The sequence below is a fragment of the Myxococcus virescens genome (assembly GCF_900101905.1).
Classification (GTDB): domain Bacteria; phylum Myxococcota; class Myxococcia; order Myxococcales; family Myxococcaceae; genus Myxococcus; species Myxococcus virescens.
Map to the genome: position 1 here is coordinate 104,607 of NZ_FNAJ01000010.1, position 18,324 is coordinate 122,930.

General features: G+C 70.4%; 15 protein-coding genes. 8 read left to right on the top strand and 7 right to left on the bottom strand.

What is annotated here, in order from left to right; translation table 11 throughout:
- Positions 1–119 precede the first annotated feature (119 nt).
- Entirely contained in the window at positions 120–1,313 is a 1,194-nt protein-coding gene (gene odhB / locus BLU09_RS25990; RefSeq protein ID WP_090492185.1) for a 2-oxoglutarate dehydrogenase complex dihydrolipoyllysine-residue succinyltransferase, read from the bottom strand.
- Entirely contained in the window at positions 1,303–4,194 is a 2,892-nt protein-coding gene (locus BLU09_RS25995; RefSeq protein WP_090492186.1) for a 2-oxoglutarate dehydrogenase E1 component, read from the bottom strand. Before BLU09_RS25995 ends, odhB begins: the two co-directional genes overlap by 11 nt.
- Positions 4,195–4,403: 209 nt before the next feature.
- Here BLU09_RS25995 and fabI point away from each other — a divergent pair, with 209 nt between their 5' ends.
- From fabI to BLU09_RS26035, 8 genes are all read left to right on the top strand, one after another.
- Positions 4,404–5,222, top strand: coding sequence for an enoyl-ACP reductase FabI (gene fabI / locus BLU09_RS26000; protein ID WP_011555983.1), 819 nt, complete (start codon positions 4,404–4,406; stop codon positions 5,220–5,222).
- 187 nt (positions 5,223–5,409) lie between these two features.
- On the top strand, positions 5,410–5,796 hold the full coding sequence (locus tag BLU09_RS26005; protein ID WP_011555982.1) for a response regulator: 387 nt from the start codon (positions 5,410–5,412) through the stop codon (positions 5,794–5,796).
- Positions 5,797–5,801: 5 nt separating this feature from the next.
- Positions 5,802–6,668 (top strand): response regulator, encoded by an 867-nt coding sequence (locus tag BLU09_RS26010; RefSeq protein WP_090492187.1) that lies wholly within the window; start codon positions 5,802–5,804, stop codon positions 6,666–6,668.
- Positions 6,665–7,906: a CheR family methyltransferase gene (locus tag BLU09_RS26015; protein WP_090492188.1), complete on the top strand. Its 1,242-nt coding sequence runs from the start codon at positions 6,665–6,667 to the stop codon at positions 7,904–7,906. The genes BLU09_RS26010 and BLU09_RS26015 overlap by 4 nt, the downstream gene beginning before the upstream one ends.
- Positions 7,903–8,451: a chemotaxis protein CheW gene (locus tag BLU09_RS26020; protein ID WP_011555979.1), complete on the top strand. Its 549-nt coding sequence runs from the start codon at positions 7,903–7,905 to the stop codon at positions 8,449–8,451. The genes BLU09_RS26015 and BLU09_RS26020 overlap by 4 nt, the downstream gene beginning before the upstream one ends.
- Positions 8,441–10,585 carry a hybrid sensor histidine kinase/response regulator gene (locus BLU09_RS26025; protein WP_090492189.1) on the top strand — a complete coding sequence of 715 codons (2,145 nt, stop codon included), beginning with the start codon at positions 8,441–8,443 and terminating at the stop codon, positions 10,583–10,585. The genes BLU09_RS26020 and BLU09_RS26025 overlap by 11 nt, the downstream gene beginning before the upstream one ends.
- Entirely contained in the window at positions 10,582–11,649 is a 1,068-nt protein-coding gene (locus tag BLU09_RS26030) for a chemotaxis protein CheB (RefSeq protein ID WP_090492190.1), read from the top strand. The genes BLU09_RS26025 and BLU09_RS26030 overlap by 4 nt, the downstream gene beginning before the upstream one ends.
- 76 nt (positions 11,650–11,725) lie before the next feature.
- Positions 11,726–13,321, top strand: coding sequence for a methyl-accepting chemotaxis protein (locus BLU09_RS26035; protein ID WP_090492191.1), 1,596 nt, complete (start codon positions 11,726–11,728; stop codon positions 13,319–13,321).
- A gap of 97 nt (positions 13,322–13,418) precedes the next feature.
- On the opposite strand, the gene clpA is transcribed toward BLU09_RS26035, so the two are convergent.
- From clpA to BLU09_RS26060, 5 genes are all read right to left on the bottom strand, one after another.
- Positions 13,419–15,716, bottom strand: coding sequence for an ATP-dependent Clp protease ATP-binding subunit ClpA (clpA, locus tag BLU09_RS26040; protein WP_090492192.1), 2,298 nt, complete (start codon positions 15,714–15,716; stop codon positions 13,419–13,421).
- 3 nt (positions 15,717–15,719) lie between these two features.
- Entirely contained in the window at positions 15,720–16,043 is a 324-nt protein-coding gene (locus BLU09_RS26045; RefSeq protein ID WP_011555974.1) for an ATP-dependent Clp protease adaptor ClpS, read from the bottom strand.
- 40 nt (positions 16,044–16,083) lie between these two features.
- Positions 16,084–17,244 (bottom strand): GNAT family N-acetyltransferase, encoded by a 1,161-nt coding sequence (locus tag BLU09_RS26050; RefSeq protein WP_186818019.1) that lies wholly within the window; start codon positions 17,242–17,244, stop codon positions 16,084–16,086.
- A gap of 67 nt (positions 17,245–17,311) precedes the next feature.
- Entirely contained in the window at positions 17,312–17,752 is a 441-nt protein-coding gene (locus BLU09_RS26055; RefSeq protein WP_186818018.1) for a hypothetical protein, read from the bottom strand.
- A gap of 27 nt (positions 17,753–17,779) precedes the next feature.
- On the bottom strand, positions 17,780–18,316 hold the full coding sequence (locus BLU09_RS26060) for a DUF2378 family protein (RefSeq protein WP_090492195.1): 537 nt from the start codon (positions 18,314–18,316) through the stop codon (positions 17,780–17,782).
- Positions 18,317–18,324: the final 8 nt, after the last annotated feature.

The following is an 18,324-nucleotide window of genomic DNA, read 5'->3' on the forward strand; positions in this document are numbered from 1 at the left end:
CCGCCCGTTCTTCCCGCCCCCCGACAACCGGGAGACACTCCCAGTTGTAGTGAAACGGCCGGCTGGAAGTCCAGCCGGCCGCCCGGAATGCAAGTCTTGCCCGGATGCCGGGCCTGAAGTCAGACGTCCAGGAGCAGCCGCTCCGGGTCCTCGATGCACTCCTTCACGCGCACCAGGAACTGAACGGCCTCGCGGCCGTCGACCAGCCGGTGGTCGTAGGTGAGCGCGATGTACATGATGGGCCGAATCACGACCTGGCCGTCGCGGGCCACGGGGCGTTCGACGATGTTGTGCATGCCCAGGATGCCCGTCTGCGGCGGGTTGAGGATGGGCGTGGACAGCATGGAGCCGAAGATGCCGCCGTTGGTGATGGTGAAGGTGCCACCCTGGAGGTCGGCCAGGGCCAGCTTGTCATTGCGCGCCTTGGTGCCCAGCTCGCCCACGGACTTCTCCAGCTCCGCCAGGCCCTGCTTGTCCGCGTTGCGCACCACCGGCACCACCAGACCGCGGCTGCCGCTGACGGCCACGCCGATGTCGTAGTAGTGCTTGAAGATGACGTCCTCGCCGTCAATCTCCGCGTTGATTTGCGGGAAGGCCTTGAGGGCCTCGACGGAGGCACGGATGAAGAAGCTCATGAAGCCGAGCTTCACGCCGTGCTTCTGCTGGAACTTGTCGTTGTACTTCTTGCGCAGGGCCATCACCTCGCCCATGTCCACCTCGTTGAAGGTGGTGAGCATGGCGGCGGTGGACTGGGCCTGGATGAGGCGCTCGGCCACGCGCTTGCGCAGCGGCGTCATCCGCACGCGCTCCTCGCGGGCGGCGTTCGGGCGGGGGCCGGCCGGCTGCGCCGGGGCGGCGGGCGTGGCCGGGCGGTTGAGCTGACCCAGCACGTCGTCCTTGTGCACGCGGCCACCGGCGCCGCTGCCCTTCACCTGGGAGATGTCCACCCGGTTCTCCTCGGCCACCTTGCGCGCGGTGGGCGTGGAGCGCGCGTCGGACGCGGCGGGCGGCTCGGCGGCGGGAGCGGGCGCGGCGGCAGGAGCCGCGGCGGCGGGCTTGGCGGCGGGAGCGCCGGCGCCTGCCTCGAGGAGGCCGAGCACCTCGCCCACGCGGACCTTGTCGCCCTCCTTGAAGGCGATGCTGGACAGCGAGCCCGCGGACGGGGCCGGCACGTCGATGGTGACCTTGTCGGTCTCCAGGACGACGAGCGGCTCGTCGGCGGTGACTGCGTCACCCGGCTTCTTGTTCCACTTGCCGACGACGGCTTCGGTGATGGACTCGCCCAGGGGGGGCACTTTGATTTCAACGGCCATTCTTGGTCCCTCGGAGGATGGCTTCCTCGATGATGAGCTGCTGCTCGTATTCGTGCGTCTTGGGGAAGCCCGTGGCGGGGCTGGCGGCTTCGGCGCGACCGATGTAGCCGATCTTCACCTGCTGCTTCGACTGCGTGGAGGCCAGGTCGTGCAGGCGGGGGAACATGAAGTGCCACGCGCCAGCGTTGCGCGGCTCTTCCTGCACCCACAGGAGCTCGGCGAGCTTCGGCATCTTCGCGATGAGCCCCGCCAGCACGTCGGAGGCGAACGGGTAGAGCTGCTCCAGCCGGACGATGGCGATGCTCTCGTCCTTGCGCTCGTCCCGCGCCTTCACCAGGTCGTAGTACACCTTGCCGCTGCACAGCAGCAGCCGCGTCACGCCCGCCGGGTCCACCCGGTCCAGGATGACTTCCTGGAAGGTGCCCGTGGCCAGCTCCTCCACCTTGCTGGTGGCCTCCGGCCGGCGCAGCAGGCTCTTGGGCGACATGATGACCAGCGGCTTGCGCACCGGGCGCAGCACCTGACGGCGCAGCAGGTGGAAGATCTGCGCGGGCGTGGTGGGGTAGCAGACCTGGATGTTGTCCTCGGCGCACAGGTCCAGGAAGCGCTCCAGACGCGCGCTGGAGTGCTCCGGGCCCTGGCCTTCGTAGCCGTGCGGCAACAGCAGGGTGAGGCCGCTGAGGCGGCGCCACTTGCTCTCACCGGCGGCGATGAACTGGTCGATGATGATCTGCGCGCCGTTGCCGAAGTCGCCGAACTGCGCTTCCCAGGCCGTCAGACCGTCCGGCACGTCCAGGCTGTAGCCGTACTCGAAGCCGAGCACGCCCATCTCCGACAGCGGGCTGTTGTAGACGTGGAAGCCGTTCTTGCCCTTGCCGCTGACGAACTGGCGCAGCGGGACGAACTTCTCGCCCGTCTTCACGTCGTGCACCACCGCGTGGCGGTGGCTGAACGTGCCGCGCTCGCTGTCCTGGCCGGTGATGCGGATGTTGTAGCCCTCGGAGAGCAGCGTGGCGTAGGCCAGCGACTCGCCCTCGCTCCACTGCAGCTCGCCGCTGTCCAGCATGCCCAGGCGCTTCTTGATGACGGTGCGCTCCACGTCGCGGTGGACGTTGAAGCCCTCCGGCAGCGTGGACAGCTTGCGCAGCGCGTCGCACAGCACCTGCTTGTCCACCGCGGTGGACACGTCCGGCGCGCTCTTCAGCGAGCCGCCCTGGTAGGGCTTCCACAGGCCTTCCAGCGCGCTGGGCTCCTTGAACTGGCTCTCCTGGCGCGCGCGGGTGAGCGCCGCGTCGAACTCCTGCTGGCAGCGCTGCTTGATGGCCTCCGACTCCTCGGCCGGAATCTTGTTCTGCTCCGCCAGCTTCGCCGCGTAGAGCGTGCGCACCGTCGGGTGCTTGCGGATGATGTCGTACATCGCCGGCTGCGTGAACGAGGGCTCGTCACCTTCGTTGTGGCCGTAGCGGCGGTAGCAGACCAGGTCGATGACGACGTCCGACTTGAACGTCTGGCGGTACTCGGCCACCAGCTTCGCGATGTGGACGCAGGCCTCCGGATCATCCCCGTTCACATGGAAGACGGGGATGTCCAGCATCTGCGCGATGGCGGTGGAGTAGAGCGACGAGCGCGAGTCGTGCGGGTCGGTGGTGAAGCCGACCTGGTTGTTGATGACGATGTGGACCGTGCCGCCCGTGGTGTAGCCCTTGAGGCCGGACAGGTTGAGCGTCTCCGCCACCACGCCCTGGCCGATGAAGGCCGCGTCGCCGTGGATGAGCAGCGGCATCACGCTGGTGCGCTCGGTGTCGCCGCCGCGGTCCTGCTTGGCGCGCACGCGGCCCTCCACCACCGGGTCCACCGCTTCCAGGTGGCTGGGGTTGAAGGCCAGCGACAGGTGCAGCTTGCGGCCCTGGCGCGTGGTGTGGTCCGACGAGAAGCCCATGTGGTACTTCACGTCGCCGCGGCCCAGGTAGTCCTGCGGGTTCCGGGGACCGTCGAACTCGCTGAAGATCTGATCCGGCTGCTTGCCCAGGATGTTCGTCAGCACGTTGAGGCGGCCGCGGTGGGCCATGCCGATGACGATCTCCCTCAGGCCCATGCCGGTGGCCACTTCGCCCAGCGCGTCCAGCATGGGGATGAGCGCCTCGCCGCCGTCCAGGCTGAAGCGCTTGGCGCCCACGTACTTGGTGTGGAGGAAGTGCTCGAAGCCCTCCGCGTACGACAGCTTGGTGAGGATGTGCCGGCACTCGTCCGGGGAGAAGTCGGTGCGGTTCTCGTTGGACTCCATCCGGTGCATCAGCCAGCGGCGGCGCTCGCTGTCGAGCATGTGCATGTACTCGACGCCGATGGTGTCCGTGTACGTGCGGCGCAGGCGCGCCAGCAGCTCCGTCAGGCGCACGCGCTGCTCACCGAACACGCCATTGGTCTCCACGAGCTGCTGGACCTCGGCGTCGGTGAAGTGGCTGTCATCCACCAGGGCCACATCCGCCACGTGCGCCAGCGCCGGGCGCGGACGGCCGAGCGGATCCAGCTTCGCGCGCAGGTGGCCGCGCAGGCGGAAGGCGAAGATGACGTGGTCCACGCGCGCCTGCAGCGAGATGTCCTGGACGGACTGGCCGGGCGCGGCCACCGGGGCGGGCTGCGCCGCCGGCGCGACCTGGGCCTTGGACGCGGCGCCCTTGCCGCCCCCCTTGGCCGCCGCTGGAGCCGCTACGGGCTCCAGCAGCCGGGTGCTGAAGATGGGTCGTCCGGCGCCGTTGCTGCGGTCGAAGACCTCCCGCCAGCTTGCATCCACGCTGGCGGGGTCCTCCAGATAACGGGCGTAGAGGCCCTCGATGAAGTCGATGTTGGCGCCGGAAAGAAACGTGTCCTGGAAATTCGCCATGGCGTGTCGTCTTTTACTGGATGGGCGCCCCGTTGGGGGGTTTTAGCGGCGCCTTTTGTAGCGCCCGCCCGCGGGCTGATAAGCCGCACCCATTGCCGCGGAGCAGGTGGATTCATGCCCCAAGTGAGTGCAACTTCAACCATTCCGCCCAGAAGGAATGGTAGAGAACGCGTTTCCTGTCTTTCCCCTTCCGCAACGAGGCTGTCTCCATGCTGCTCCAAGGCAAGAAGCTGCTCATCACCGGGGTGCTCACGCCTCAGTCCCTGGCCTACGGCATCGCCGAGCACGCGCTGGCTCAGGGGGCCGAGGTCCTCCTCACCGGCTTCGGTCGGGCCAAGTCCCTCACCGAGCGGAGCGCCAAGCGCCTCAAGCCGGGAATGGAGGTGCTGGAATTGGACGTCACCAACTCCGCCCACTTCCCCGCACTCACGGACGCCCTGCGCCAGCGGTGGGACCGGGTGGACGGCGTGTTGCATTCCATTGCCTTTGCGCCCGAAGATGCTTTGGGTGGCAACTTTCTCAACACCCCGTGGGAGAGCGTGCAGACGGCGTTCCGCATCTCCACGTTCTCGCTGAAGGAGCTGTCGGTGGCGTGCCTGCCGCTGATGACGCAGGGGGGCTCCATCGTCACGCTGGACTTCGACAACCGCGTCGCCTGGCCCATCTACGACTGGATGGGGGTGTGCAAGGCGGCCCTGGAGTCCACGGTGCGCTACCTGGCGCGCGACCTGGGCCCCAAGGGCATCCGCGTCAACGCCCTGGCCGCCGGTCCCCTGTCCACCATCGCCGCGAAGGGCATTCCAGGCTTCAAGGCCCTGGAGCGTGGCTGGGGTCAGCAGGCCCCCCTGGGCTGGAGCGCGAAGGACAGCCACGACATGGTGGCCCGCACCGCGTGTGCCCTGCTGTCGGATTGGCTGCCCTCCACCACCGGCGAAATGATCCACGTGGACGGTGGCTACCACGCCATTGGCGCGCCTCCGGTGACGCCGGACGCGGACGAGCTCCCGCCCAAGCCCGCCGGCGAGTAGGGCCCATCCCCCCGGGACCATCTGGACCCGGGGGCGTCCTCTCTGAGGTCATCCGACACCTGCCTGCCCGGGTGGAAACCGGGCCGGACCGCCCCCCTGTTCTCACGTGAGAGCCCTCACGGTAGAGTCTTGAACGTTTCGCAGGACTCTCCGCGCGTCGCGGGGCCTGCTCAGGAGCCGCCGCACAGTGAGCACCCACAGCACCAACGTCTTGCTGGTGGACGACAGCCCGACGGTTCGGAACATCGTCAAGATCTACCTGATGAACCTCAAGGTCTCGACCGTCGAGGCTGACGATGCGACCCGGGGGCTGCAGATTCTGCGGCTGGTGCCGGTGAGTCTGGTCATCGCGGACATCAACATGCCGGGGATGGATGGCATCACCTTCGTCAAGGAGGTGCGCGCCAGCGCGATGCCGCAGGTCCGCTCGGTGCCCATCCTGCTGCTGACGGCGGAGAAGAACGTGGACCTGCGTCAGCGCGGCACCGAGGCCGGCGCCAACGCCTTCATCCAGAAGCCGGTGTCCCACCACGAGCTGACGGAAACGGTCCGTCAGTTCCTCACCAAGGCCTGACCGCCGTGAGCCTGCCGTCCCTGCTGCTCGTCGACGACAGCGACGCGATTCTCGCGCTGGAGCGGGCCATCCTCTCCGGCCACTACACCATCCACACCGCCAGCAACGGCCGCGAGGCCCTGGAGAAGGTGGGGCGCCTGCGTCCGGCGGCGGTGTTGCTCGATTTGTCCATGCCGGAGATGGACGGTGACGAGGTCCTCCAGCGGATGAAGGCGGACCCGGCCACGGCCGACATCCCCGTCATCATCATCTCCTCGGAGAAGTCGCGCGCGGAGGCGTGCCTGGGCCTGGGCGCGGAGACCTTCCTGGCCAAGCCGTTCCGCGCGGACGAGCTGCTGGAGACGGTGGGCGAGGCCATGACGAGCGCGCGGCAGCGGGCGCGCACGGGCTCGCTGTTGGTGCTTCGCGTGACGGTGGGCGAGCTGGAGTTCGCCATTCCGCTGGACGCGGTGCGGGAGGTCCTGCTGCATCCGGCGACCCGGCCGCTGCCCACCGGGCCGGCGTACCTGCGCGAATACGTGGAGGTGCGGGGCGCGGCGCTGTGCGTGCTGGACGTGGCGCGCCGGCTGGGCGTGGAGCACAAGCTGACGCGCGTGGAGCGCATGCTCGTCGTCATCGAGGCGGAGGGCGTGTCGCTGGCGCTCGCCGTGGACACGGTGAAGGACCCCGAGGAGTACGCGGCGGCGGACATCGACCGGCGCGAGCGCGTGGGCGGCGCCGACCATGGCCCGCTGCGCGATGGGCTCATCGGCATGCTGCGGTCGGGAGGGCGTTCGCTGCCCATCCTGGACCCGCGGGTATTCATCGCGCGGGGGCTCCTGCGGGAGCTGCCCGCGATGCTCGAGGCCGCGGAGGCCGGGCGGAACGCATGAGCGGAGCGCTCGACCCGCGGCTGCTGGCCCGCGCGCGGGAAGTGGTGGCCAGCATCACTGGCTTTCGCAATGACGCCATTGCCTCCGAGGCGGTGGACCGCGTCGTTCGCGCGGAGCTGGCCCGCGGGCGCACCGCGTCCGACTTGCTGGGCGAACTGCTCCATCCCGTCTCCCATCTGGCCACCGCGCTGGTGAAGGCCATCCTGGTGGGGGAGACGTACTTCTTCCGCCACCCGGAGCACTTCCGCTTCATCTCCCACGAGGCCGTGCCCGCGGCGCTCCAGCGGGGGGCCCTGGCCCTGCGGGGCTGGAGCGCGGGCTGCGCGTCTGGCGAGGAGGCGTATTCGCTGGCCGCGTGCCTCCAGGCGTCGCTGCCGCACGGCTTCCCCGTGGAGGTGCTGGGCACGGACATCCACGAGGCCAGCCTGGAGGCGGCGCGCCGCGCCACCTACGGGACGTGGTCCCGCCGCGAGTCCGCGCCACGCCTCTTCCCGCTCTACTCGGAGACGGGCGAGCGCGAGGTCACCATCCTTCCCCCCGTCCGCCGCATCACCACCTTCGCCCAGGCGAACCTGCTGGCGCCGCTGCCCGAGCGCTTCGGCCGCTTCGACTTCATCCTCTGCCGCAACGTGCTCACCTATTTCACTCCCGCCGCGCGTGACGCGGCCATCTCCCTCCTGTCGCGCACGCTCAACCCCGGCGGCTGGCTGTTCCTGGGCGCCGTGGAGGTGGACCGCGTCCCCGCGGGCATGGTCCGCGAGGGGCCGCCGGAGCTGCAGGCCTTCCGCCTCCTCACGCAGGAAGAGCTGAACGCCCGCGCCGCCGCCGCGTCCCGCGCCGCCGCCCTCGCCCGTCCGGTGGCGCCGCCGTCCCGCCGTCCGGTGGCGCCGCTGATGCCCGTGGTGGCGCGCGAGGTGCCCGCGGCGCCTCCGCCGCCGCCCACGCGGCTGCATCTGAATGCGCTGGAGCGCATCGAGGAAGGCGACGAGGTGGGCGCGTCCTCCGTGCTGGAGGCCCTGGTCCGCCAGGCGCCGGACTACTTGCCGGGGCTGCTGGAGCTGGCCCTGTTGCGGGAGCGCTCCGGGGCGCGGGAAGGCGCGGTGCCGCTGATGCGCGCCTTGCGCTCGCGCGCGGAGCGGCTTCCTCCGGACCAACTCGTGGAGGGGCCGGAGGCCCTGCCCGCGCGTTTCTACCAGGCGTCCGCTGACGCCTACCTCAACCAGGGGGCGCTCGAATGAAGGTCACCCCGCGGACGTTGGAAGCGGCCCAGGAGGCCGAGGCGCTCGAGCTGTTGGAGCGGCGCGCGTCCCGCCTGCGAGAGCAGGGGGAGAACACCGTCGAGGAGGCGGTCCACTGGATTGCCGAGTTCCCGCTCGGTGAGGAGCGCTACGCGCTCTCCCTGGAGTCGCTGCGCGCCGCGCTGCCCCTGAAGATGGTGTCGCCGGTGCCGCTGTCGGCGCCGCACGTCGTCGGGGTGCTGCGCTTCCAGGGCCAGGTGCTGGCCGCGCTCAGCCTGGCGTCGCTGCTGGGCGGCCACGGCTGGCGGCAGGACCCGGCGGTGCTGCTGGTGGTGGACCGCGGTGACGGCGAGCTGTGCGCGCTGGACTGCGAGGCCATTCCCCGCCCCACCACGCTGCCCATGAGCGCGGTGGAGGCCGCGCGGGTGCGCGCGGAGGGGGCGGTGATGGAGGTCTTCACGCAGGACCGGCAGCTCATCCACCTCATCGACCTGAAGCGGCTGTTCTCCGCCACGCGCGGCACGGGAGCCCGTCATGCCCGTTGATCCGATGCTGCAGGGGCTCGTCGCGGGCTTCGCCGTCGAGGCCCAGGAAGTGGTCCAGAAGGTCACCATGGACCTGCTGGAGCTGGAGCGCGAGGGCCTGGAGACGGACGCCCTCACCAAGCTCTACGTCCGGCTGGGCCGCCACCTGCACACCCTGAAGGGCAGCGCCGCCTCGCTGGGCATGCAGGACCTGAGTGACATCGCCCACAAGCTGGAGGACGCGCTCGCCCCGCTGAAGGCGAACCCTCAGAAGATGCCGCGGCCGGTGGTGGACATCCTGCTCCACGGCCTGGACCTCTTCCTGCTGCGCGCGCAGGCCCACGCGGACGGGCGCGGGGAGGCGCTTCCGGACCCGGCGGCCGCCCTGGCGCAGCTGGTGGCGGACGCGCCGCCGCCCGAAGAGGCCGCGGCCATGGTCGCCGCCTCCGGGGGCCTGGCCGCCGTCGCCGCGCCGGCTCCGTCCGCAGAGCCCGTGTCCGTGGCGGACGCGCTGCCGGAGTCCGCGGACGCGGGCTGGCGCGTGTCGTCGTGGCAGGTGACGGCGCTGATGCGTGAGGTGGAGCGCCTGCGCGAGGTGCGCCTGCGCGTGGAGGAGCGAGGCCGCGAGCTGGAGCGGGTGGCCGTGCTGCTGGCGAAGCAGGGGCTGCTGGCGGAGACGGCGGAGGCGCGCACGGCGCTGTCCGGCACCGCGCGCTCGCTGCGCACCGACGGTGAGGAGACGAGTGACATCGTCGACGCGCTGGAGGATGGCCTCAAGGCCATCACCACGCGCCCGGTGCGCACCATCCTGGATCCGCTCCAGCGCATGGTGCGTGACTTGTCCCGTCAGCTGGGCAAGGAAGCGCGGCTGTCGGTGGTGGGCGCGGAGGTGTCGCTGGACCGGCGCCTGCTGGAGAAGCTGCAGGGCTCGCTGGTGCACCTGCTGCGCAACGCCGTGGACCACGGGCTGGAGCTGCCGGCGGACCGCGAGCGGGCGGGCAAGCACCACGAGGGCGCGCTCACCCTGCGCGTGGAGCAGCAGGGCAACCTGCTCTACCTGGAGGCGTCCGACGACGGCGCCGGCATCGACGTGGAGGTGGTGCGGCGCCTGGCCGAGCAGCGCGGCGTCGTCACCGCGGAGGAGACGGCGCGCCTCAACGAAAACCAGCTGCGGGACCTCATCTTCCGGTCCGGCTTCAGCACCCGCACGGACGTGACGGACACGTCCGGTCGCGGCGTGGGGCTGGACGCGGTGCGCGCGTCGGTGGAGGCCCTGCAGGGCCGCATCGAGGTCGCGAGCACGCCGGGGCAGGGCACGCGCTTCATGCTGACGCTGCCCACGGACCTGGGCAGCTCGCCGGTGCTGGTGGTGCGCGTGCTGGAGCAGCTGGTGGGCCTGCCCATGCTGGCGGTGGAGGCCACGCAGCTGGCGCGCGCGGAGTCGCTGCGCCTGGGCAAGCGCCGGGCGCATCTGGAGTACCAGGGGCAGCTGTTGTCGGTGGTGGACCTGGGGGCGCGGCTGGGCCTGCGCGCCCTGGCGCCGCCGGCCGAAGGGCAGCCGCTGCTGATTGTCCAGAGCGGTGGCAAGCGCGTGGCGCTGGTGGTGGACGCGGTGGTGGGGGACCGGGACCTGGTCATCCGCCCGCTGCCGTCGGAAGTCCGCGACGTGCCGGCCTGGCAGGGCGCAGCCACGCTCAGCCGTGGCGAGCTGCTGCTCATCTGCCGCCCGGACTGGCTGGTGACGGAGACGGTGCAGGTGCAGGTGTCGGCGCAGCGGCGGGCGCTGGTGGTGGACGACTCGCTCACCGCGCGGGCGCTGCACCGGGCCATGCTGGAGGCGGGCGGCTTCACGGTGCACCTGGCGGCCAGCGGGGCCCGGGCCCTGGACCGGCTCCAGTCGGACACCTACGACGTCGTCATCTGCGACCTGGACATGGAGGAGATGGACGGCATCCAGCTCATCGCGAAGCTGCGGGAGCGCCCGGAGACGGCGTCGCTGCCCGTCATCCTGGTCTCCGCGCATGACAGTTCGGTGGCGCGCGAGCGGGGCCTGAAGGCGGGCGCGGACGGCTACCTCAGCAAGCGCGAGTGCGCCGCGGGCCGTCTGCTGGCGGAGGTGCTGGACGTGATGAGCCGCCGGGGGAGTCGCGCGTGAGCGTCCAGCGACCCATCCGGGTCCTCGTGGTGGACGATTCGCCCACCATGGCGAACATGCTGACGGCCCTCCTCACGGAGGAGCCGCGCATCGAAGTCGTGGGCCGTGCGGGAGACGGCAACCGCGCCGTGCAGCTGGCGCGCCTGCTGCGCCCCGATGTCATCACCATGGACCTGCTGCTGCCCGGCCTGGATGGGCCGGGGGCCATCGCCGCCATCATGTCCCAGTCCCCCGCGCGCATCCTCGTGGTGAGCGCGGTCGCGGAGCAGCGCGGCGTGGACCTGGGCTTCCAGGCGATGAGCGCCGGCGCACTGGAGCTCATCGGCAAGCCCAACGTGACGAACGCGGAGGAGCTGCGCCGCTGGGGCAAGGAGCTGGCGCACTCGGTGTGCCTCATGGCGGAGGTGCCCGTCATCTCCCGCCGGCCGCGTGCGGCCACCGCGCCGCCGCCGCCCACGGGCGCGCGGGTGGACATCTTCGGCGTGGTGGCTTCCACGGGCGGGCCGCCCGCGCTGGCGGACGTGCTGTCCAAGCTGCCTCGCTCGCTGCCGGTGCCGCTGCTCATCGCCCAGCACATCACCGTGGGCTTCACCCAGGGCATGGTGCGCTGGCTGTCCCAGGTGACGCCGCTGCCGGTGGCCATCGCCAAGGACGGCGAGCGGCTGGAGCCGGGCCGCGTGTACTTCCCGCTGGACGGGCACGACCTGTTGGTGGACGCGGCCGGGCTGGCGCGCCTGCAGCCCAGCCGGGGCGGACCGTGCCCCAGCGGGGACGTGATGCTGACGTCGCTGGCCGCCGCCTTTGGCCGGCGCAGCGGCGGGGTGGTGCTCACCGGCATGGGCGAGGACGGCGCGCGCGGCCTGCTGGCCATCCGCAGGGCGGGCGGCGTCACCTTCTCCCAGGACGAGGCGTCGTCGGTCGTCTTCGGCATGCCTCGCGCCGCGCTGGATGTGAAGGCCACCGACCAGGGCGTGCCCCTGGCCTCGGTGCCGGAGCTCATCCTCCAGAGCTGTACCTTCGCCCCCTTCCGGGGCGGACGCCCCGAGGGAGGACCCACCCGGTGAGCTCCTCCTGTGCCTGTTTCACCTGCCCGCCTCCGCGCGGGTGCCGTGCTGACGTCGTTTCCCCGGCGGTGATTCCGTGAGCCTCCCGCAACAATCCTTCGCCTCCCAGTTGTCGCAGCAGTTCCGCCAGTCGCTGGGGCTGGCGCCGAAGTTCGTGCTCGTCACCGCGCTCATCAGCGCGACGGCGGCCACCCTGCTCACCGGTGTCGCCACGCGGCGGCTGGAGAGCGACCTGGCGGACAGCTACCTGAGCGCGGGGCGGCACGTGGCCCGCGGGCTGGCGGTGGCGGCGGAGCAGGGGGTGGCGGCGGGGGCCAGCGCGCTCCAGCCCATGCTGGACGCCAGCGTGGGCCATTCGGACCTGGCGTATGCCTTCATTCAAGACTCGGCCGGCAACGTGGTGGCCCACACCTTCCCGGACGGCTTCCCGGACGCGCTGAAGGAGGCGGTCGCCACCGCGGGCGCGGGCTCGGTGCTGGAGGCGGACGCCGGGGGCGTCCGCCTGCGCGCCATGGACGTGGTGGCGCCGGTGGCCGGTGGCCGCCTGGGCTCGGTGCACGTGGGCGTGTCCCGGGACCACATCGACGAACTGGTGTCCGCGCTGCGCGTGCGGATGGTGGGCTTCGCGGCGCTGCTGGTGGCCCTGGGCGTGGCGGTGTCCGCGCTGTTCGGCCGCAGCATCGTCGGCCCGTTGAAGAGCCTGACGGAGGTGGCCGGCCACATCGTGGAGTCCGGCGATTTGACGCGCCCCATCCAGGTGAAGAGCGGCGACGAGGTGGGCCGGCTGGCCAGCTCCTTCTCGCAGATGGTGGAGCGGCTGCGCGAGGTGACGCTCAACCTCCAGCAGGCGGCCGTGGCGCTCACCCAGTCCACCGAGCACCTGAATTCTTCGTCCACGGAGCAGGCGCAGACCATCTCCCGGCAGGCCGCGGCGCTGCAGGAGACGCAGGTGACGGCGCAGGAAATCAAGCAGACCTCCATGCTCGCCGCGCAGAAGGCGGAGAGCGTGCTGTCGGTGGCCGAGCGCGCCGACACGCTGGCCAAGTCCGGCGAGGCCTCCATCGAGCTCACCATGGCGGGGCTCAACGACATCCGCGTCCAGGTGGGGGAGATTGCCCAGAAAATCGTCGAGCTGGGCGAGCGCACGCAGCAGATTGGCGGCATCACCCAGACGGTGAAGGACCTGGCGGACCAGTCCAACATGCTGGCGCTCAACGCCGCCATCGAGTCCGTCCGCTCCGGCGAGCACGGCAAGGGCTTCGGCGTGGTGGCGCGCGAAATCCGCGCCCTGGCGGACCAGTCCATCGAAGCCACCACTCGCGTGCGCGAGCTGCTGGACGACATCGCCAACCAGGTGACGTTGGCGGTGCGAATCACGGAGCGCGGCGCCGAGCGCATGGAGTCGGGCCTGGCCCAGGTGCGCACCAGCGGGCAGAACCTGCGCGAGCTGTCCTCCATCGTCCAGGACAACGCCGCCGCCGTCCGGCAGATTGCCGCCGCCGTCAGCCAGCAGAACGTGGGCATCAACCAAATCACCCTGGCGGTGAATGACCTGTCCAAGATGATGGATGAGACGGTGGCCCGCATCGGCTCCACGGGCGAGGCCGCCACCACGCTGCAAATCATCTCCGAGCAGCTCTCCAGCGCGGTGAAGAGCTACCGCGTCGAGTAGTCGCTCGCCCGTTGTCACGGGCGGACAGACGAAGGCCCCGGCTCCCTGGGAAGGGGACCGGGGCCTTGTCCTGTCCGCGGCCAGCGCGGGCAGGGGACTATGCCACCTCGGCGGTGGCGGGCTCCGTGCGCAGCTTGAGGCTGTCATCCTCCACGTCGTAGTGGGCGGTGCCGCCATGCTTCAGGTCCCCGAAGAGGAGCGCCTGGGCGAGCGGCTTCTTCAGCGAGTTGTCCACCAGCCGGGCCATGGGCCGCGCGCCGAAGGCCGGGTCATAGCCGTGCTCGGCCAGCCACGCGCGGGCGGCGGGCGTCAGCACCAGCTTCACCTTCTTCTCGTCCAGCATCTTCTGGAGCAGGCGCACTTCCTTGTCCACGACCTTGAGGATGACCTCGGGCGGGAGGCCGGAGAAGAGAATCCACCCGTCCAGGCGGTTGCGGAACTCCGGCGTGAAGGTGCGCTCAATCGCCTTCTTCGCGCGGGTGGCGTCCACCGGCTTCGCGAGGTCCCCGAAGCCAATGGCCTTGGTGCTCATTTCCTGGGCGCCCGCGTTGGTGGTGAGGATGAGGACGATGTTGCGGAAGTCGGCCTTGCGGCCGTTGTTGTCCGTCAGCGTCGCGTGGTCCATCACCTGGAGCAGGATGTTGAAGAGGTCCGGGTGGGCCTTCTCGATTTCATCCAGCACCACCACCGCGTAGGGGTGCTTGCGCACGGCGTCCGTGAGCAGGCCGCCCTGGTCGAAGCCGACGTAGCCCGGCGGCGCGCCGATGAGCCGGCTCACCGTGTGCTTCTCCGAGTACTCGCTCATGTCGTAGCGCAGGAACTCCACGCCCAGCGACTGCGCCAACTGCTTGGCCAGCTCCGTCTTGCCCACGCCCGTGGGGCCGGAGAAGAGGAACGAGCCAATGGGCTTCTCCGGCGCGCGCAGTCCGGAGCGGGCCAGCATGATGGCGCTGACCAGGTCCTTGATGGCCGAATCCTGTCCGTAGATGACGCCCTGGAGCTCCTTCTCCAGATTCTGGAGCTGCACGCCCTCGCTGGCGGACACGCTCTTGGCGGGGATGCGCGCCATCTTCGCGACGACGGCCTCCACGTCCGCGCCGGTGACGGTGTTGGAGCGCTGGCCCTCCGGCTTGAGCCGCTCGGCCGAGCCCGTCTCGTCGATGACGTCGATGGCCTTGTCCGGCAGGAACCGGTCGTTGATGTGCTTGGCGGACAGCTCCGCCGCCGCGCGGATGGCCTCGGGCTGGTACTTCACCCCGTGGTGCTCCTCGTAGCGGCTCTTCAGCCCCTCCAGGATGAGGATGGTGTCCTCGACGGAGGGTTCGCCCACCTCAATCTTCTGGAAGCGGCGTGACAGGGCCCGGTCCCGCTCGAAGGCGGACTTGTACTCCTGGTACGTCGTCGAACCGATGCAGCGCAGCCGCCCGCTGGCCAGCGCGGGCTTGAGCAGGTTGGACGCGTCCATGGAGCCGCCACTGGTGGCGCCCGCGCCGACGATGGTGTGGATTTCGTCGATGAAGAGGATGGCGTTCGGCTGCTCCTTCAGGGCCTTGAGCACACCCTTGAGTCGCTCCTCGAACTGGCCGCGGAACTTGGTGCCCGCGAGCAGCGCGCCCATGTCCAGGGAGTAGACGATGGCGTCCTTCAGCACCTCCGGCACGCGGCCTTCGTGGATGTGCAGCGCCAGCCCTTCGGCGATGGCCGTCTTGCCCACGCCCGCCTCACCCACGTAGAGCGGGTTGTTCTTCCGGCGGCGGCAGAGCACCTGGATGGTGCGCTCCAGCTCCTTCTCGCGGCCGATGAGCGGGTCGATGCGCCCCTCCTTGGCCTCGATGTTGAGCTGCACCGTGTAGGCCTCGAGCGGGCTCTTCTTCGGGGACTCGCCCTCGTCGTCGTCGCCCGCCGGGGTGGCGTGGCCGGCGCTCTCCTCGCCCTCACCTTCACCCTCGCCGTCCTTGGTGACGCCGTGGGAGATGTAGTTGAGCAAATCCAACCGGGTGACGCCCTCCTGCTGGAGCAGGTAGAGCGCGTGGCTCTCATCCTCGCGGAAGAGGGCCACCAGCACGTCCCCACCGTCGATGAGCTTCTGCTCGGCGGACAGCGCGTGCATGGCGGCGCGGTGGAGCACCCGCTCCACGCCGATGGTCTGCTGCGGCTCGGCGTCCACGCCCTCCGGCAGGCGCTCAACCGTCTCCTCCAGGAAGGAGACCAGGCGCTCCTGGAGTTGCTTCACGTTGGCGCCGCACCCCTTGAGGACTTCACGCGTGCGCGCGTCCCTGGTGAGCGCCAGGAGCAGGTGTTCCAGCGTCAGGTACTCGTGGCGCATCTTCCGCGCCTCGTCCAGGGCGGTGCGGAAGCTGGCCTGCAACTCTTTGGCAATCAGCGGTCCTGCCACGTTTCAACCTTCCTCGGGTTCCATGGAGAGTCGCAGCGGCATGTCGTTCTCCTGCGCCGCGGCCTCCACCGTCTGAATCTTCGTTTCGGCGACGTCGTACGTATAAACGCCGGCCACCCCGACACCGTTGTAATGAACGTGCAGCATGATCTGCACGGCATCCGTCTCCGACTTGTGGAAGACCTCCTTGAGCACGGCCACGACGAACTCCCGGGTCGTGTAGTTGTCGTTGTGCAGGAGCACCTTGTAGAGCGGCGGTTTCTTGAGCTTCTGCTTGGGGGCGGACTCCGTGATGACGGAGGTGTCGTGCTCATGCTTCTGCGCCATAAGTCGTTCGGACTCCCTTTGCTGAACGGGCGGGGGATTTTCAGTCCCCCTCCTTGAAACCAGTCTCCGCCCGCCACTGGGGCAGGCTTCCCTCGACGGCTGCCCGCTCGTGGGCCAGGAAGCCGCGCACGGCCCTGTCCATGCCCGGGTGGAGGAGCAGGTGCGCACTGTACGTGAGGCGCGGCTCGAATCCCCGGGTGAGCTTGTGCTCTCCCCCCGCGCCGGGCTCGAAGCGCTCCAGCCCGGAGGTGATGCCCTCCGAGATGGGGTGGTACAGGCAGACGTTGAAGTGAAGGAAGGGGTGCTCCTCGAAGCAGCCCCAGTAACGGCCATAGAGAACGTTGGCACCGGTGAAGTTGAACGCACCGGCCACCAGCCGGCCTTCCCGGCGGGCCTCCACCCACTCGCAGCGGTGCCGGAAGCGGGCGAGCATGCGAGCGAAGAAGTCCGGGGTGAGGAAGCGCTGGCCCCACGGATACTTGTCCACCGTGGTGGCGTACAGTCGGTAGACGGTGTCCGCGTCCGCGTCCGCCAGCGCGTCCCCGCGCAGGGTGCGGACCTCGATGCCGCGCTCGGTCAGGGCTCGCAGCTCCCGGCGCAGCTGGTTGCGGCGCTTGGCGTGGAAGCGGCCGAGGAAGTCCTCCAGCGTCCGGTAGCCCTGATTGCGCCAGTGGTACTGCACGCCCAGCCGCACGGCGAAGCCCTGGGCCACCAGGACGGGCAGCTCCTCCTCGGTGGTGAAGAGGACGTGGATGCCGGACAGGCGCTCGGCCCGGGCGAACTCCTGGGCGGCGGCGTACAGCTCCGCCTCGCGCGCGGCGCGGTCCTCGCCCGGGGCCACCAGCACGCGGCGCCCGGTGGCGGGGGTGAAGGGGACGGCGAGCACGAGCTTCGGGTAGTAGCGCAGGCCCGCGCGCTCGGCGGCGGTGGCCCAGGGGCTGTCGAAGACGAACTCCCCGTCGCTGTCGTCCTTGAGATAGGCGGGGGCGGCGGCCACCAGGCGCGAGCCGCGCCAGAGCGTCAGGTGCCGGGGGTGCCAGCCCCGCGCTGGCACCGCGCAGCCGCTCTCCTCCATCGCCGTGAGGAAGGTCCACTCCAGGAACGGCGTGGCCTGGGCGTCCACCAGCGCATCCCACGTGGCGCGGGGGACGTCGGCGAGGGAGCGCAGGATTCGCAGCGTGGTGGGGAGCGGTGTCGACATCGTCGGGGCCTGGGCCAGGGCGAGCCTATAACGATGCGTACCCACTGCTGCCACGGCTGTCCGGGCGCTACTTCCCGCGAGTCAGCTCCGCGGCGAGGAAGCGTCCGGCTTCCGCCAGTCCTTCCTCCCCCCGGCGGCGTCCCTCGTCCGATTCCATGACCCGCCGCGCGGCGTCACCCGCGGTGCCCACCTCCAGGTCCACCAGGATGAAGAAGGCGCTGAGCGCCGGACCCACGGGGGCGATGCGTCCCGGCCGCAGGGGCCGCTCACTCAAGGTGGCGGCCACCTTCTCCACCAGCCCGTCGTCGGTGAGCCGCTTCGCCTTGCCGCGCATGGCGGTCCACGTGACCTCCAGCAGCGTGGGCAGCATCCGTCCGGAGAGCGCACTGGACAGCCGCTGCGCTGCTTCTTCCTCGTCGATGTGGTGGGCCTGCGCGTAGGTGGGGACGAGCTTCGCCACCACCACGGCGCGGGTGGCGAGATGGGCGAGTCTGGGCGGGTAGGACACGCGGGGCTCCAGGGCGGGGCTGGCGAGCTACCAGCGCACGAACAGACGGTACCCCCCGCTGCTGCGCTCCTCCACGGAGATTCGAGGCCGGGCGTTGGCCAGCTCCAACATTCCTTCCAGGCACCCCGCCATCAGCTCGGGCCGGTTGTAGCGGTCCGACAGGGAGAGGCGGCGGCCGCGCTCGCCTTCGGAGGACATCGAGACGTCCACGTCCGAGCGGCCCATCATCGCCAGGTAGCGAGGCACCCGCTCCAGCGCCTGCGCAGGCCCAATCATGGGCAGGGCCACCGCGGCCACGCGGCCTACCAGCGTCTGCGCGAAGCCGAAGATGCCCTGGCGGCCCAGCTGCCGGTAGGCGTCCTCGTCACCGAGCTCCGCGTATCGCTCCCGCCGTGCCAGGGCCACCGCCTGCTGCCAGAGAGAAATGGGGTAGTCCAACTCCGGCTTTCGGCTGTCGTACCCCAGCGCCTCCAGTTCCTGGGCCAGCCGGCCCTCCGCCTGGAGACCCCGCACGAAGAACCCCTCGAACACGCTGGCGGGCACGCGGGGCGGGGACGGGGGCATGCCCCCAG

Excerpts from the sequence above, each read along its gene's own strand:
- odhB (WP_090492185.1), bottom strand. The coding sequence starts at position 1,313 with ATGGCCGTTGAAATCAAAGTGCCCCCCCTGGGCGAGTCCATCACCGAA.
- BLU09_RS25995 (WP_090492186.1), bottom strand. The coding sequence starts at position 4,194 with ATGGCGAATTTCCAGGACACGTTTCTTTCCGGCGCCAACATCGACTTC.
- fabI (WP_011555983.1), top strand. The coding sequence starts at position 4,404 with ATGCTGCTCCAAGGCAAGAAGCTGCTCATCACCGGGGTGCTCACGCCT.
- BLU09_RS26015 (WP_090492188.1), top strand. The coding sequence starts at position 6,665 with ATGAGCGGAGCGCTCGACCCGCGGCTGCTGGCCCGCGCGCGGGAAGTG.
- BLU09_RS26020 (WP_011555979.1), top strand. The coding sequence starts at position 7,903 with ATGAAGGTCACCCCGCGGACGTTGGAAGCGGCCCAGGAGGCCGAGGCG.
- BLU09_RS26025 (WP_090492189.1), top strand. The coding sequence starts at position 8,441 with ATGCCCGTTGATCCGATGCTGCAGGGGCTCGTCGCGGGCTTCGCCGTC.
- BLU09_RS26045 (WP_011555974.1), bottom strand. The coding sequence starts at position 16,043 with ATGGCGCAGAAGCATGAGCACGACACCTCCGTCATCACGGAGTCCGCC.
- BLU09_RS26050 (WP_186818019.1), bottom strand. The coding sequence starts at position 17,244 with ATGTCGACACCGCTCCCCACCACGCTGCGAATCCTGCGCTCCCTCGCC.
- BLU09_RS26060 (WP_090492195.1), bottom strand. The coding sequence starts at position 18,316 with ATGCCCCCGTCCCCGCCCCGCGTGCCCGCCAGCGTGTTCGAGGGGTTC.